Origin of the sequence: Bacillus sp. FSL K6-1006 (assembly GCF_038593175.1) — a bacterium.
Classification (GTDB): Bacteria; Bacillota; Bacilli; order Bacillales; family Bacillaceae; genus Bacillus; species Bacillus safensis.
Window position 1 is genome coordinate 2405761 of sequence record NZ_CP151970.1, and the last position, 13729, is coordinate 2419489.

At 40.8% G+C, this 13729-nt stretch carries 16 protein-coding genes; 2 read left to right on the plus strand and 14 right to left on the minus strand.

The features are described 5' to 3' along the window. Window positions 1-35 precede the first annotated feature (35 nt). From NSS65_RS12475 to NSS65_RS12500, 6 genes are all read right to left on the minus strand, one after another. Entirely contained in the window at window positions 36-170 is a 135-nt protein-coding gene (locus tag NSS65_RS12475; protein ID WP_065214597.1) for a YrzI family small protein, read from the minus strand. A gap of 450 nt (window positions 171-620) precedes the next feature. After that, a complete protein-coding gene (locus NSS65_RS12480) occupies window positions 621-851 on the minus strand; it encodes a YrhC family protein (protein WP_070326454.1) in 231 nt (76 codons plus the stop codon). Window positions 852-923: 72 nt separating this feature from the next. Then, the gene (locus tag NSS65_RS12485) at window positions 924-2072 is read right to left on the minus strand and encodes a bifunctional cystathionine gamma-lyase/homocysteine desulfhydrase (protein WP_326134825.1); all 1149 of its coding nucleotides are present in this window, start codon (window positions 2070-2072) and stop codon (window positions 924-926) included. A 1-nt stretch (window position 2073) separates the two neighbouring features. Beyond that, the gene (locus tag NSS65_RS12490; protein ID WP_326134826.1) at window positions 2074-2997 is read right to left on the minus strand and encodes a cysteine synthase family protein; all 924 of its coding nucleotides are present in this window, start codon (window positions 2995-2997) and stop codon (window positions 2074-2076) included. A gap of 46 nt (window positions 2998-3043) precedes the next feature. Beyond that, on the minus strand, window positions 3044-3739 hold the full coding sequence (gene mtnN, locus NSS65_RS12495; protein WP_024423101.1) for a 5'-methylthioadenosine/S-adenosylhomocysteine nucleosidase: 696 nt from the start codon (window positions 3737-3739) through the stop codon (window positions 3044-3046). A 15-nt stretch (window positions 3740-3754) separates the two neighbouring features. Further along, the gene (locus tag NSS65_RS12500) at window positions 3755-4396 is read right to left on the minus strand and encodes a methyltransferase domain-containing protein (protein ID WP_326134827.1); all 642 of its coding nucleotides are present in this window, start codon (window positions 4394-4396) and stop codon (window positions 3755-3757) included. A gap of 186 nt (window positions 4397-4582) precedes the next feature. Between NSS65_RS12500 and NSS65_RS12505 the strand changes: the two genes are divergently transcribed. Next, window positions 4583-4786 (plus strand): YrzA family protein, encoded by a 204-nt coding sequence (locus tag NSS65_RS12505; protein WP_024423103.1) that lies wholly within the window; start codon window positions 4583-4585, stop codon window positions 4784-4786. Window positions 4787-4824: 38 nt separating this feature from the next. Here NSS65_RS12505 and NSS65_RS12510 read toward each other — a convergent pair whose 3' ends face one another. The 3 genes from NSS65_RS12510 to greA all read right to left on the minus strand — a co-directional run bounded on the left by NSS65_RS12510 (window position 4825) and on the right by greA (window position 7824). Further along, window positions 4825-5490, minus strand: coding sequence for a YrrS family protein (locus NSS65_RS12510; protein ID WP_268416834.1), 666 nt, complete (start codon window positions 5488-5490; stop codon window positions 4825-4827). 67 nt (window positions 5491-5557) lie between these two features. Next, window positions 5558-7300, minus strand: coding sequence for a penicillin-binding protein 2 (locus NSS65_RS12515; RefSeq protein WP_034279959.1), 1743 nt, complete (start codon window positions 7298-7300; stop codon window positions 5558-5560). Between the two features lie 50 nt (window positions 7301-7350). Beyond that, a complete protein-coding gene (gene greA, locus NSS65_RS12520; protein ID WP_008358505.1) occupies window positions 7351-7824 on the minus strand; it encodes a transcription elongation factor GreA in 474 nt (157 codons plus the stop codon). 789 nt (window positions 7825-8613) lie between these two features. On the opposite strand from greA, the gene NSS65_RS12525 reads away from it, so the two are divergent. Then, entirely contained in the window at window positions 8614-8796 is a 183-nt protein-coding gene (locus tag NSS65_RS12525; RefSeq protein WP_255290962.1) for an Ig-like domain-containing protein, read from the plus strand. Between the two features lie 52 nt (window positions 8797-8848). On the opposite strand, the gene udk is transcribed toward NSS65_RS12525, so the two are convergent. The 5 genes from udk to mltG form a co-directional block, all read right to left on the minus strand. After that, window positions 8849-9481 carry a uridine kinase gene (udk, locus tag NSS65_RS12530; RefSeq protein ID WP_024423106.1) on the minus strand — a complete coding sequence of 211 codons (633 nt, stop codon included), beginning with the start codon at window positions 9479-9481 and terminating at the stop codon, window positions 8849-8851. Window positions 9482-9488: 7 nt separating this feature from the next. Continuing rightward, window positions 9489-10757 carry a U32 family peptidase gene (locus NSS65_RS12535; RefSeq protein WP_065214592.1) on the minus strand — a complete coding sequence of 423 codons (1269 nt, stop codon included), beginning with the start codon at window positions 10755-10757 and terminating at the stop codon, window positions 9489-9491. Window positions 10758-10777: 20 nt separating this feature from the next. Continuing rightward, window positions 10778-11707: a peptidase U32 family protein gene (locus tag NSS65_RS12540; RefSeq protein ID WP_144496256.1), complete on the minus strand. Its 930-nt coding sequence runs from the start codon at window positions 11705-11707 to the stop codon at window positions 10778-10780. Next, a complete protein-coding gene (locus NSS65_RS12545; protein ID WP_039180249.1) occupies window positions 11704-12369 on the minus strand; it encodes an O-methyltransferase in 666 nt (221 codons plus the stop codon). The genes NSS65_RS12540 and NSS65_RS12545 overlap by 4 nt, the downstream gene beginning before the upstream one ends. 211 nt (window positions 12370-12580) lie before the next feature. Further along, window positions 12581-13663 (minus strand): endolytic transglycosylase MltG, encoded by a 1083-nt coding sequence (mltG, locus tag NSS65_RS12550; RefSeq protein WP_065214590.1) that lies wholly within the window; start codon window positions 13661-13663, stop codon window positions 12581-12583. Window positions 13664-13729 lie beyond the last annotated feature (66 nt).

A 13729-nucleotide genomic window follows, 5' to 3' on the forward strand; every position in this document is an offset into this window, starting at 1 on the left:
CAATCTCCTCCTTTTCACATTTTTCATTTCCTGTTTTAGTTCATATACTTTAGTTGTTTCTGTTTCATTTCTTCATAAATTGTTTCGACTTCTTGTTCGTAAAGAACGGTCTCAATGTCCTTGTATTTCCGCTTAATTGTCAAAGTAATAAAAAATAAATGGATTGTCATATACGCTCACCTCCCTTCAGTTCGCAGCACGCGAAATAGCCCGCAGATCTTCTTTATCAGTTGATCTGCGGGCACACAAAAATGCAGATCAAAAGACAGTGTCTTCCAACCTGCAATGGATGATACGTGTGAAATCCTCGTTTACTTAAACAGTTTTGAAGCGTGCACCGTATAAGGCAAAGGAAGGACACGAACTCTTCCACAGGCTGATGACATGATGAAATTGTTGGTTGAATTGATCACAAGTAGATACGAATAACATATTCTTCAGCCTCCTTTACGTTTTTTTTTAATTACTTTGTAAGTATATCCAGCAAGCACCATTTTGTAAACCTGTTTTTAGTCATATAGGTGATTTTTGTGTTTTTGACTAAATTTCTACAGTTATTCTTGTCCGATTATCCAATACAATAAAAAAAGCCTCCTCAGGCAAATGAGGAGGCTTTCGAATTAATCTTCATCTAATTCTTGCAGTTTCTTTTGAAAGAAAATCGCGCGTTTAACACAAACAAAAGCTGCTAATAAGAAAACACAATCTATTCCCATCATCAGCATTTTTGGAAATGCTTCGATGTGCTGGTTCGGTAAGATCGTACCAATATATAAAAAGGTGCTGACAGCAAGCAAAATAAAAGCGTACTGCTTGTAATCTGTCACTAAATCACTCCACTTTTTCTTCACTTGTTTCACCTTCCAGTTATCAATGTCTATTCATAGCTTAACATAGTGAGAGAAAGCGAGGAGCATGTAAATCTATCCATTCGCCAGTGCGCTTAGTCCTTGCTTGATATCATGTAGTAAATCATCCACATCTTCAATTCCGACGGAAATACGAATTAAACCATCTGTGATGCCAAGCTCCTCCCGGCGGTCTTTTGGAATGGACGCATGGGTCATCCGGGCAGGGACAGAAATTAAGCTTTCAACCGCTCCAAGGCTTTCTGCGATTGTAAACAGCTTAAGCTGGCTTAAAAATACATCGACATGTTCTTCTTTTCCAATATCAAAAGAGATCATGCCGCCGAAGCCGGATGCTTGTGTTTTCGCAAATTCATGTCCAGGGTGAGTATCGAGACCTGGATAATAAACACGTGTGACGGCTGCATGTTGCTTTAAAAACTCAGCGATTTTCTGTGCATTTTGTTGATGTGCTTCCATTCGTAGTCCAAGCGTTTTCATCCCTCTCATGAGAAGCCATGAATCCTGCGGTCCAAGAATTCCGCCTGTCGAGTTTTGAACAAAGTGCAGTTCTTCTCCAAGCTCTTTCGTCGCTGTGACGACAAGCCCGCCTACAACATCACTATGGCCGCCTAAATATTTAGTCGCACTGTGCAAGACAATGTCTGCGCCATATTCAATCGGCTTTTGGAAATACGGTGTGAAAAATGTATTGTCGACAATCATCAAGATGTTGGCTTCTTTTGTCAATTCGCCGATGGCTTTTAGATCCGTCATTTTGAGTAAAGGATTGGTTGGTGATTCAATGTAAACGGCTTTTGTTTCAGGTAAAATGGCTTTTTTCACTGCTTCAGGATCACTTGTGTCAACAAAGGTTGCAGTAATGCCAATACGGTTTAGCACCTTTGTGATGACGCGGTAGGTTCCGCCGTACACGTCATCTGTCAGGACAATATGATCTCCGCTGTTAAACAGCATCATCACAGCCGTAATGGCTGCCATCCCTGAACCAAATGCGTAGCCGCTTGCTCCTCCTTCAAGATCTCGAATAACTGTTTCCAGTGCAGTTCTTGTTGGATTTGCTGTTCTGGAGTATTCATACCCCGTATGTTCGCCTGCTTTCGGCTGCTTATAAGTACTCACTTGATAAATCGGCACAGACACGGCGCCTGTTCTTTCATCACCCGTTGTTCCGCTGTGAATCATCATTGTTTTTGGTTTCATGCTATTTTCCTCCCTCATAAATTCCTTTACTTAAATATCGCTCACTGCTGTCAGGAAAAATGGTGACAATGACTGTCCCAGGTGCTGCTTTCTTTGCTTCCTCTAAAGCGGCAAATAAAGCGGCACCAGAAGAGCTGCCGATGAGAACACCTTCTTTTTCAGCTGCTTCTTTCACCATTCGAAACGCATCATCATCACTGACAGTGTAAATCTCATCGAATAAAGCCTGCTCCATATAATCTGGGATAAATTCAAGGCCAATTCCTTCCGTTCTATGCGGGCCCGGGTCCCCTCCATTTAAAATTGATCCTTCAGGCTCCACAACCACTGTTTTTAACGCCTGATGCTGCTCTTTTAAATAGGCGGCACACCCTTGAAAAGTCCCGCCAGATCCTGCTCCAGCCACGAATACATCGATATTCCCTTTTAAGTCGGACCATAATTCGGGACCGAGTGTTCTGTAGTAAGTCAATGGATTTACTTGGTTTTTAAATTGTAAAACACAATAGGCATTGTCAAGGCTTGCCTCTAGTTCAAGGGCTCGATCAATCGCACCCTTCATGCCTTCTTTTCTCGGCGTATGAATAATTTCTGCACCGAGCGCCTTCATCAGCTGTTGTTTTTCTTGACTAAAATGTTCTGGTACACAAAAAATGGTCTGCAATTGATGCTTCCTTGCACTTAGGGCCAGCCCAATGCCTGTGTTTCCAGCAGTCGCTTCAATAATTGTTCCGCCTGGACGCAGTTTGCCAGATGCAAATGCTTCTCTAATGAGCATATCACCTAATCGATCCTTAATACTTCCACCTGGATTCATCATCTCAAGCTTTGCATACACCTCAACGCCTTCTGGGACGCCAATCCCTGACAGCTTTAAAAGCGGTGTGCGGCCAATTAATTCTGTAATATCCTTTATGACAGCCATATGATTCCCTTCCTTTGCATGGAAAAGAAGGGGGAAACCCCTTCTTTTATTGTGTTTGCTTTATCATACGCAAGACAAGATCGGTTGAGTGAATCGCTGCTTGCTCAAGGAATTGATCAAAGGAGATATTGGATTCTTTCCCTGCAATATCCGATAGCGCACGAACGACAACAAATGGCGTGCCAAATAGCTGGCAGACTTGCGCAACGGCTGCGGCTTCCATTTCCACTGCATACAGCTCTGGAAACTTCTCTCTCACAAACGCTACACGATCCGGATCATTCATAAACGAATCTCCTGTTGCAATCGTTCCTTTTGCCACTTGAATATGATCAATTTCTAAAGCAGATTCTTCTGCCAGCTTCACAAGCTTTTCATCTGCAATGAAAGCAGCTGGAAGTCCCGGCACTTGTCCATATTCGTAATCAAAGATGGTCACATCTACATCATGATGTCTCACATCAGTAGAGATGACAATATCACCTACATTTAATGAGTGGTGAAAACCGCCAGCAGATCCTGTATTGATCACATAATCTGGCTGAAAGCGGTCAAGCAGTAATGTTGTGCTGACCGCTGCATTTACTTTTCCAATCCCTGATTTTAATAAAATCACTTCTTTATCTTCATAAACACCTGTTGTAAATTCACACCCAGCGATGTTTTCTTGTGTAGCATTTTTTAGTTGATCTCTTAAAATCGTCACTTCTTCTTCCATTGCACCTATAACTGCGATTTTCAAATCAAAAACATCCTTTCATTCCCTTTTCTTCGCTTCTACGATCCAAACAAAATCATTCATTTGATGAAAGGATGTGCTAAAACCTTCTTCTTCAAAGATTTGCTTTAGCACATCAATGGATGGATAATATTCCGTTTCTAAATCCTCTGCAAGCTGGTCGAACCCTGCGTCTCTCGCTTTGTCGATCTGAGCTTGATGTGTTGCTTGATTTTGAAACATTGTATCAGCAAAAACTATTTTACCATCTGAGTGAAGGATGTTGCTATAGGTGTGAATGGCTTGTTTTTTTTCATCATCCGTTAAATGGTGGAATGCATATGAGCTGACGATCGTATCTGGCTCAAAAGGCGGCGCTGGAAATGATAAAAAATCCCCATCATGAAATAGATCTGGCAGTCCTTTTTGAAGAGCCGCTTTCTTCATGGCATCTGATGGTTCAACACCAAACACGTTTTTATCAGCTGCAAGGAGCAGCGCTGTTAGATTCCCCGTACCGCTTCCAAACTCAAGAACATCTTGGCCTGAACGGCGGGCAATTTCTTTTAAAATAGCCGGATACCGGCGAAACACTTCTCTATACTGCTCGTCATGACCACTTACCGTGTCGTCATAAGAGTCGGCCCAATGATCAAATAAAGAAAGAAATTCGCGTCCCATTTTCTTTCCCTCCACTTTATCTATTTATTCCTATGCGTATAGTATGTTTTATTCCATCGAACAGTTCCTATCCTACCACAACTTCTGTTTCTTTCCTACTAAAAAATACTGGGAGAGACAGAAAAACATTTGCCCTTCTGAGGGAGAGAGATTAAGATGAATGAAGAGTATAGAGAGGTGAATCAAATGGATTTTCAGCTGGATTTTTTAAAGGATAAAATAGAATTTTTTGAAGCAACATCTTTAAAAGAACTTGAACAAAAGATCCAAAAACAAATTGAACATAATCAGGCGATTCTGCTGACCGTTCATTCTGTCAGTCATCAAACGACTGTGATCGATGAGCGGATTTTGTATACAGCAGTTGTTCATTTTAAAGCAAATGTTTAAACAAAAAAGATAGCAGATCTGCTATCTTTTTTTCATGTTCATCTTAATTTTTCAACCTTCACAGGTTTCCAGCCTTTTTCATCTACCCACGTAATTTCCACGCGGTAGCGTTCACCTGTTGTTTTATCACGGATGGTTCCTTTTGCATCTTGAGGACCTCCGTTATTTCCTAACCAAAGAACAGTCATTTGATCTTCTGAAATTCCTGTCGCATAGGACATAGCTTTGATCATTTCTTTCCAGTCTTTTGAGCTGGAATCATAGGTTGCTGTATGTGAACCGGATTGCTCTGTTCCTACAGGCTCCCAGTCATCGTTTTCGTATGTTTTGTCTACGTCACTTGTTTTGCCGCCATCTGTTTCTTTGGCGTCTTTTAACGCATCTTTATTAGGCTTTTCTTCATCATCTGTCTTCTTCGTTTCGTCGTCTTGATCAGATGAATCATCTTTTTTTGCATCTGAATCATTGGATGTGTCTTTCTTTGGATCTTTCACATCTTCTTGTGAGTTTTGTTTATTTTCACTTGTTGCAGGTGCCGTTTTTGATGGCGCATCCGCTACATCTGGATCTTTCGGCTTATTAAAAATTAACAAACTCGATGCGACAACCAAAATAAGCACCACAACGATACCAATTAATATGTTAAGCACCATATTTGCCTTTCTGCGCTTATCACGATGTTCAAATCGAGAATTTCTACTCAAAATCTCTGCACTCCTTTGCCTCTGTTCCCTAAGTCGTTACTATTCTAACATGTCATGAAGGGATGTTCTATGTCTGTTTCTTTTCAATTTCATTGACCTTTTTTACAATATCATAAAACGCATCATTTGTCTTAGCCCGGCCACTTGTCTCATCAAGGTGAACAACGACAAGGGCGTATTTTGGTTTTTCTACCGGAAAGTATCCAGCAAACCACTTATGATAAAGCGGATTCCCCTTTTTGTCTTGACTGCCGGTTTGGGCAGTACCTGATTTTCCCGCTACATCGTATGGCAAATCTTGAAACCTTCTTCCTGTTCCCTTGTCAGAGGTCACCACCTGCCTTAAGAATTTTTGCAGCTTTTGAGCTGTATAGCGGTCAATGCTGCCCCCTTCAGGCCGTTTGTTTTGAAAGGACAGCATCGTTGTTCCGTTTTGATACAGCACTTTTTCTGCGATTTTCACTTCTTTTCGTTCTCCTCCTCTTGCGATCGCAGCCATCATATTCGCGATTTGCAGAGGTGTCGTTTTCACATTTTTTTGTCCTATTGCGGTTTGTGCAATGGCTTTTTTGACATGCTTGTCTCTTTTATCTCCCCACACACTGCCTGTTTCTTCACGATCAAACTGTTTGAAGTGCTGCTTATGATAGACATCCCCTTCCCAGCCAGCTCGATCTATGAGTCCAAGCTTTGCAGCCGTCTTTTCAATGATTTGATCATCTGTTTGAATGAGCTTTTCAGCAAGTGCCGCAAAGGTATAATTGCAGCTCTGCGAGAAACTGTCCGTCAGATTCAGCACTTCCTGTTTTCCTTCAGGCTCTCCATATAAATTCTTTCGACAGTCATACATGGTTTGTGGCTGGTCAAGGTTTTTTTCGATTGCTGCGGCAAGTACAGCTGTTTTAAAGACAGAGCCTGGAGCAATCGCTGTCAGCATGTAATTTCTTGCCTCATGCCGGTTTTTGCTTGTGACATTTGGGGTACTTGCCATTGCCAGTACACTGCTGCTTTCAATGTCGAGCAGAACGGCACCGCCTTTTTCAACGCCTTGGTCTTTGAGCACCTTCTCCATTTCAGCCTGCATGTCTTCATCTATCGTTGTCTGTACCTGAAGTGGATAAAAGGAATGAGCTTCTGCTGTATATTTGACGTCCATACCGAACAAAGGGTTTCCCCTTCCGTCCACATGATATAACAATTTTGTGTCTTGTTCGGGTAATAGAAATTCGTCAAAGGTGCTTTCCAGCCCAAATGTGCCGATTTCAGTACGTATGGAAAGCTCTTTTTTGTCAGGATAACGCTTTCTGAGTAGTTCTGGATTTTCGCTTGTGAAACCTAATGTGTGGAGGGCAAGTCTTTTTTTGTCCTTCTCTTTCATATATACGCCGTACACACCTGAATATTTCATATCATTGATGTCTTTCAGTTTTTTTTTCGTGATGTCATCTTTTAAAATGAGAGGTTTTTTCGTTTCTGTTAACTGTTTTTTGAGTTCATCCTCTTCCATCTCAAGAATAGAGGCGGTTTGCTGTAAGCGTGGAAGATCATATTGCAGGAAAGGAAATAAGATAACCGCAGGCTGTTCTTTTGTAAGAAGTGCTTGGCCGTTTCGATCTAAAAACTCACCGCGACCGTCTGAAATAACGACTTCTTCTGTTCGCTGTTTAACACTTTCTTGTATTAAATTGATATCAAGCTTTGAAAACGATTCTGTGAAGAACAGCTGAATTTCTGCCAGTCTCATCAGAAGACCGAGCAATAGTATAAAAATAATCGCACCTGTCCATTGAATTCTTCTTTTTTTGCGCATAAAAACACCTCGTCCCTATTGTGGACGAGGTGTTTACCTGATAAACGTGATTATGAAATTTTTACAATTTGGACGAACATTTCTCCGCCAGGTGTTTGAACGGTTACTTTGTCATCTACTTGTTTACCTAAAAGGCTTTTTGCAATAGGTGAATCGTTTGAAATCTTGCCTTCGAACGGATCAGCTTCTGCACTTCCAACAATTGTGTAAGACTCTTCTTCCCCGTCTGGTAATTCAACGAATGTCACCGTTTTACCAAGTGAAACCACATTTGAGTTTCCTTCATCTTCGATAATTTTAGCATTACGAATCATATTATCAAGCGTTGTAATACGGCCTTCTACAAACGCCTGCTCTTCTTTAGCAGAATCATATTCCGAGTTTTCAGAGAGGTCTCCAAAACTTCTAGCGATTTTAATACGCTCTACAACCTCTTTACGTTTAACCGTTTTCAAATATTCAAGCTCTTCTTCTAATTTACGTTTTCCTTCTTCTGTCATTGGAAATACTTTCTCTTGTGCCATGAATCATTCACTCCTTCTATTAATCCTCATCATACAAACTTTCTGCACGTGAGTGACGACTGAAATATACAAGAATGAGGACATGTTCAGGCCCTCATTCCTTCTGTACCATATTCGTAAAAGTCCATCTTACATGGCGTCCCTTTTAGATGCAACTATTATGCCTTTTATTAGACAGGACCACTCGCAGCGGTCTAAAATCGCACAAACTGTGGAAAGGCACAGGAAGCTCCTGTACCTCGTTCGGCCATTTCGATCATATGTAGAAGAATAGCTTATCCATTCTCCATCTTCCAATACATAATATGGTCAGTGTACGATATGTCTATGCTATATTATTACAAAATTGCATTTTGATCAAGAATTGTTTGAAAATTTGTGATGATTTGTTTGTCGTTTTTTTAATATACTTTTTCAACTTCATTCTTTCGCTATGTGGTAGTGATTTCTCCATCTCTTCTTTTCTTCATTGTTTTCTTATCATATCAAACCCTTAAGATTTTTTCCGAGAATGCTGCTTTAATAAATGTTCACACACAATTAACAAATATTAACAAGGAAATATTTGGTTTTTGTTGAATTTTATCAATGCAAGACCAAATACATGCTAGGGAGTGTTTTAAATGAACATGAAGAAAACAATTGTTTCTGTTCTATCCATCTCTACCTTATCTTTTTCACTAATGGGCATGGCTTCAGCCAAAGAAACAGCGGATTTCACAGTCAATAGCTGCTCCTCGGGATTTAAAACATTAGATGTAAATTTCGATTCAAAATTACGATTTACCTATGAGAGTTGGTGAGCAATGCTCAGTCTATAATGCTGCAGCAACACGTTATTGGACAGATAACCAGAGTGTTGCTTCTGTAAGCTCTAGTGGGCTAGTGACCGCTCATTCACGTGGCGATGCCACTATCACTCTTTATAAAGGAACGTCTGTCTTAGGACAAGTTTTTGTGAGAGTTTGGTAAGATGATGCTGAAAAGACCTTTACACTGTAAAGGTCTTTTTCTTCTCCACCATTTACTCTGCTCGGTTTTGAAGAATCGTTTGAATTTTTGTCACCATTAAGTCTATCGCCACATGGTTTTGGCCGCCTTCTGGGATGATGATATCGGCGTATCGTTTCGTCGGTTCAATGAATTGATTATGCATCGGTCTGACAACAGATACATATTGTTCAATCACAGAATCGATCGACCGGCCTCTTTCCTTCGTATCGCGTAAAATACGGCGGATGATGCGAAGGTCTGCATCTGTATCAACATACAGTTTAATATCCATTAAGTCTCTCAAACGTTCGTCTTCGAGCGCAAAGATACCTTCAACGATAATGACATCCTTCGGCTCAACATGAACCGTCTCTTCTGAACGTGTGTTTAGTTTAAAATCGTATATTGGTTTTTCAATGGATTCGTATCTTAGGAGCTGTTCCAAATGCTCAAACATCAAGTCATTGTCGAATGCAAGCGGATGATCATAGTTCGTGAGCAGGCGCTCTTCAAATGGCATATGACTTTGATTTTTGTAATATAAGTCTTGCTGAAGCATGAGGATGGAATGTCCTTTAAATTTTTCATAGATTGAATTGGTGACGCTCGTTTTACCTGAACCCGAGCCGCCAGCAATACCAATGACAACTGGTTTACTCCTCATGTGGCTGTTATTTCCCCTTTCTCATCATGTTGCTAGGGTATACTTTTTGATCAAGCTTGAATTTGACGATTTGCAGCGGATGACGAGCAGCATCTAGTTCATTTCCTTTTTCATCCCAAATCGTTTCAATTTTGCATGTGAAATTCTCAATTTCTGGTCCGAAGAATTCGACTTCGTCGCCTTGCTTAAAGAAGTTACGCTGCTGCAATGTCACGATTTGTTCTTTTTCATCATAATGAAGAACAAGACCTGCGAAATCAAATGTCGTTTTCTTTCCATGAATGCCAAACATTTGTTCATCCGTTCCTGGTACGCCTTCGAAAAAGGCTGGTGCTGTGTCACGGTTTGCGCATTTATCTAATTCATCTAACCATTCCTGCTGAATGACAAAATTGTCTGGATCAGCACAATACGCATCAATGACTTTGCGGTATACACTTACAACAGTGGCAACATAATGAATGGATTTCATCCGCCCCTCGATTTTTAAGCTGTCAATTCCCATTTCGATCATTTGAGGAATGGATTCAACAAGCTTCAAATCTTTTGGACTCATTGCAAATGGCGCATCTTCCTCACCAAATAAAGGCGCTTCCTCAGACCCTTCTAGTTTATAAAGATCATAATCCCAGCGGCAGGACTGGCAGCAGCCTCCGCGGTTAGAATCTCTTGCCGTCATATGGTTACTGAGCACGCAGCGGCCAGAGTATGCGATACACATCGCACCGTGAATGAATGTTTCGATTTCAATATCGACCTTTTCTTTCATTTCTCTAATTTCTAGCGCACTAGTTTCACGTGCGAGCACCACACGCTCAAGCCCTTCTTCCTTCCAAAACTGAACAGCTTTCCAATTTGAAAGAGATTGCTGTGTGCTTAAATGGACTTCAAGCTTCGGTGCAACACGTTTACATGTTTCAATGATCAATGGATCAGCTACAATAATGCCTGCTACTCCAGCGCTTTCGATCCCTTGAAGGTATTCCTCCAGCCCGTCCATGTTTTCATTGTGGGCGAAGATATTTGTTGTCACATAAATGCGTGCGCCATATTTGTTTGCAAATGCGACACCTTCTGCCATTTCTTCAATTGAAAAGTTATCTGCATTTGAGCGAAGTCCAAATTCTTTCCCGCCAATAAAAACAGCGTCAGCTCCGTAATGTACAGCAATTTTCAGCTTTTCCAAGTTTCCTGCGGGTGCAAGCAGTTCTGGTTTTTTTGTAATGACACGTTTCCCATCAATCATTTCAGAAATACCATCTTTCAATAATGCCATTTCCTCTGCCTCCTCTTATCTTAATAAACCGTTTCTTTAAAGAAGAACCCTGTATCAATCGAACGATTCACTGGTTGAATCTCTTCAATCCGCTTCACCCAGTCTTCTTTCTGATCTTCATACGCGTCTTTGTCAGTCGTTAGTAAATCAATTGCTTTTCTATAAAGTGATGTCACCTCTGTCATATAAGAAAGTGACTTTAAAATTCCGTCAATTTTAAATGAGTCAATGCCTGCGTCAACAAACTCTTCTAATTCGTCAATCATACACACATCATTTGGACTCATAATATGTGTCCCGTTTGCATCCTCGAAAATAGGGTATTTGTTTTGACGCTCTTGGTCATGCAGGAATAGCCCTTCCTCCATATTTCTGCCTACGACGTCCATTTGTTTGCCCTGGTATTCAAAGTAGTTGCCGATGAGCGTACGTTTTGATTGAAACATACATGTCATGCCATGAACTTGAATTTCAATCTCCACCTCAGCATTTTCTTTGATGTCGATCACACTGTCCATATTCAGCTCTTTAGCAAGAACAGCACGCGATGCGCCTTTTCTGCCCCAATAGTTACAAGTGTAATAGTTGGTTCCAGTCGTTTCTGTACTCCAGTGAAGGTTCAGGTTCACCCCTGTTTCCTTTGCGGCCATGATCACGGCCGGGTCTCCAAAAACGACGCCGTCCACGTTTAATGAATCGAGAAAGATTAAATAATCTCCAAGCAGCTGCACGCGGTCATTATGAAAAATCGCATTCATTGCCACATACACTTTTTTGTGATGGGCATGTGCAAGCTGAACCGTTTGTTTCACATCTTCTCTTGAAAACTCACCTGCAAGACGAATACCGTATGTTTGTTCGCCTATTAAGAATGCATCAGCTCCTGCCTCAATTAATGGCAGTACGTCTGACACGCTGCTTGGCGTCACAAGCAATTCTGGTTTCTTCATGATTGGTCACCTCTTTTTGTACTAATGGCGATCCCGTCTCCAACTGGAATAATGCACGTTTGGAAATCAGGGTTTGACATGAGCCATTGATTGTATCGATCAATCTTTCCAATTAATTGTTTTTTTCGTTTATCTTCAATTTCTTCTTCATAATTTGTCGCCACTAAGCCTTTGAATAAGACATTGTCTGTAATAATCATTCCGTCATGAGCGAGCATCGGTTCAAACAATTCAAAAAAACGCTTGTACTGCCCTTTTGCGGCATCAATAAAGATCACATCATAGGGCGCCATCGTTTGAACCGTTTTAGCCGATTCCATCGCATCACCAAAAAACACGTGTATTCTTTCTTTTAACTTTAATTCCTCAATATTCCGTGTTGCTTCTTCATAGCGCTTTGCATTGCGCTCAATCGTATAAATCTCAGCATCTGGCAGAGCTGTTGCCATTCGAATGGCGGAATAGCCAATCGCTGTCCCAACCTCAAGAATTTTTTTCGGCTTTTTCATCGAAAGCAGCTGCAGTAAAAGCTCAATGCTCACCTTTTCCATAATTGGCACATGATGCTCTTTGGCATAGATCTCTAATTGAGCGATTGCATCAGGACTTGGGTGAATTAAATGTTCAATATAATCATTTATTCGATCATCTTCGATAGTCATTATCTGTCTAGCTCCTTCATGACCTGAAAAAGAAGAGTCCTGCCTATTGCAGCTCTCTTTCTCGTCAATCTTTCGTTCATCTAAGTAAAAACAACCCGATATATTTTACCACAAAGAAGTGGCAATTGCGAACCTATAAAATGGAGATTCCAACGAAAAAAACTGCAGGCAATCTCGTATTGTCTACAGTCTTTTTCGATTCACTTGTACATTAATTGCTGCCTGTGATGTATTTCGCTTTTGCTTTATTATGCTCATTTAACGTTTTCGTAAATACGACCTCTCCATTTTTCTTCGCAAGGAAGTAAACGTAATCCGTTTTCTCTGGATGCAGTGCGGCTTTCCAAGAGGATTCACCAGCATTTGCAATAGGTCCAGGCGGCAGCCCTTTATTGTTATACGTGTTATAAGGCGATTTCACTTTTAGGTCTTTGTAATACACGCGGGATTTATGCTCACCAAGTGCATAAAGAACGGTTGGATCAGTTTGAAGCGGCATGTCCTTTTTCAACCGGTTATAGAATACACTTGAGATTTTTGCCCGATCTGTCTTTTCTGTTGCTTCCATTTCAATCAGTGATGCCATCGTTAACACATCATGTATGGACATGTTTCTCTTTTTCATGTCTTTTTCATACGTTTTCACGTATTGATCTGTTTGTTTAATCATCGTTTCAATGATCGTTTCGAGCGATTCATCCTCACGATAAAATGGATACGTAGCAGGGAATAAATAACCCTCCAACGGATGTTTCACCTGTTTTCCATTCACCTGTGATGTCACGGTTTTCGGATATTTTTTCATTAGTGTTTGAATAAAATCAGGATCATCCAGCTTCGCTTCAACTTCCTTCGCTGAAAAATTCGTCTGATTTGCAATAATGGCTGCAATATCAGACAGCTGTCTTCCCTCTGGAATCACAAGCTGAAAGGCGTAATCTGTCCCGCCAGATGTCAGCTTTTTGATCAGCGTGTCTGCGTCCATTGTTTGTTTTAAATGAAAATATCCCGCTTTAAAGCCGGACGCCTTTTTGTATTTTGCATAATAAGTAAAAATCGCGTCATTCGAAATGAGCCCATTTTCTTTTAAAATGCCCGCAATTTCGCGGACAGATGTCCCATTTGGAATATGAATATTAATGGTTTGTTTACTTTTTTGATCGACCGGTCCGAGTGCTGATTTAACATATAAAAAGCCTGATAATGCTGCAATGATGATGACAGCAAGGACAGATAACAGGACGATCCCCATTTTTCTTTTGAAGAATGGTCGTTTCTTTTGTTCTGAAAACATGCATGGCCCTCCTCACATCTAGCTTTTATAGTACATGATTCGACGGAGTTCGGCAATTCCTTGCTT

Bases quoted from the DNA above. Each gene is read 5' to 3' on its own strand.
- NSS65_RS12485 (WP_326134825.1), bottom strand. From the start codon at position 2,072: ATGAAACCAAAAACAATGATGATTCACAGCGGAACAACGGGTGATGAA.
- NSS65_RS12490 (WP_326134826.1), bottom strand. From the start codon at position 2,997: ATGGCTGTCATAAAGGATATTACAGAATTAATTGGCCGCACACCGCTT.
- NSS65_RS12475 (WP_065214597.1), bottom strand. From the start codon at position 170: ATGACAATCCATTTATTTTTTATTACTTTGACAATTAAGCGGAAATAC.
- udk (WP_024423106.1), bottom strand. From the start codon at position 9,481: ATGAGGAGTAAACCAGTTGTCATTGGTATTGCTGGCGGCTCGGGTTCA.
- NSS65_RS12545 (WP_039180249.1), bottom strand. From the start codon at position 12,369: ATGACTATCGAAGATGATCGAATAAATGATTATATTGAACATTTAATT.
- greA (WP_008358505.1), bottom strand. From the start codon at position 7,824: ATGGCACAAGAGAAAGTATTTCCAATGACAGAAGAAGGAAAACGTAAA.
- NSS65_RS12505 (WP_024423103.1), top strand. From the start codon at position 4,583: ATGGATTTTCAGCTGGATTTTTTAAAGGATAAAATAGAATTTTTTGAA.
- NSS65_RS12500 (WP_326134827.1), bottom strand. From the start codon at position 4,396: ATGGGACGCGAATTTCTTTCTTTATTTGATCATTGGGCCGACTCTTAT.
- mltG (WP_065214590.1), bottom strand. From the start codon at position 13,663: ATGTTTTCAGAACAAAAGAAACGACCATTCTTCAAAAGAAAAATGGGG.
- NSS65_RS12540 (WP_144496256.1), bottom strand. From the start codon at position 11,707: ATGAAGAAACCAGAATTGCTTGTGACGCCAAGCAGCGTGTCAGACGTA.
- NSS65_RS12525 (WP_255290962.1), top strand. From the start codon at position 8,614: ATGAGAGTTGGTGAGCAATGCTCAGTCTATAATGCTGCAGCAACACGT.
- NSS65_RS12535 (WP_065214592.1), bottom strand. From the start codon at position 10,757: ATGGCATTATTGAAAGATGGTATTTCTGAAATGATTGATGGGAAACGT.
- NSS65_RS12515 (WP_034279959.1), bottom strand. From the start codon at position 7,300: ATGCGCAAAAAAAGAAGAATTCAATGGACAGGTGCGATTATTTTTATA.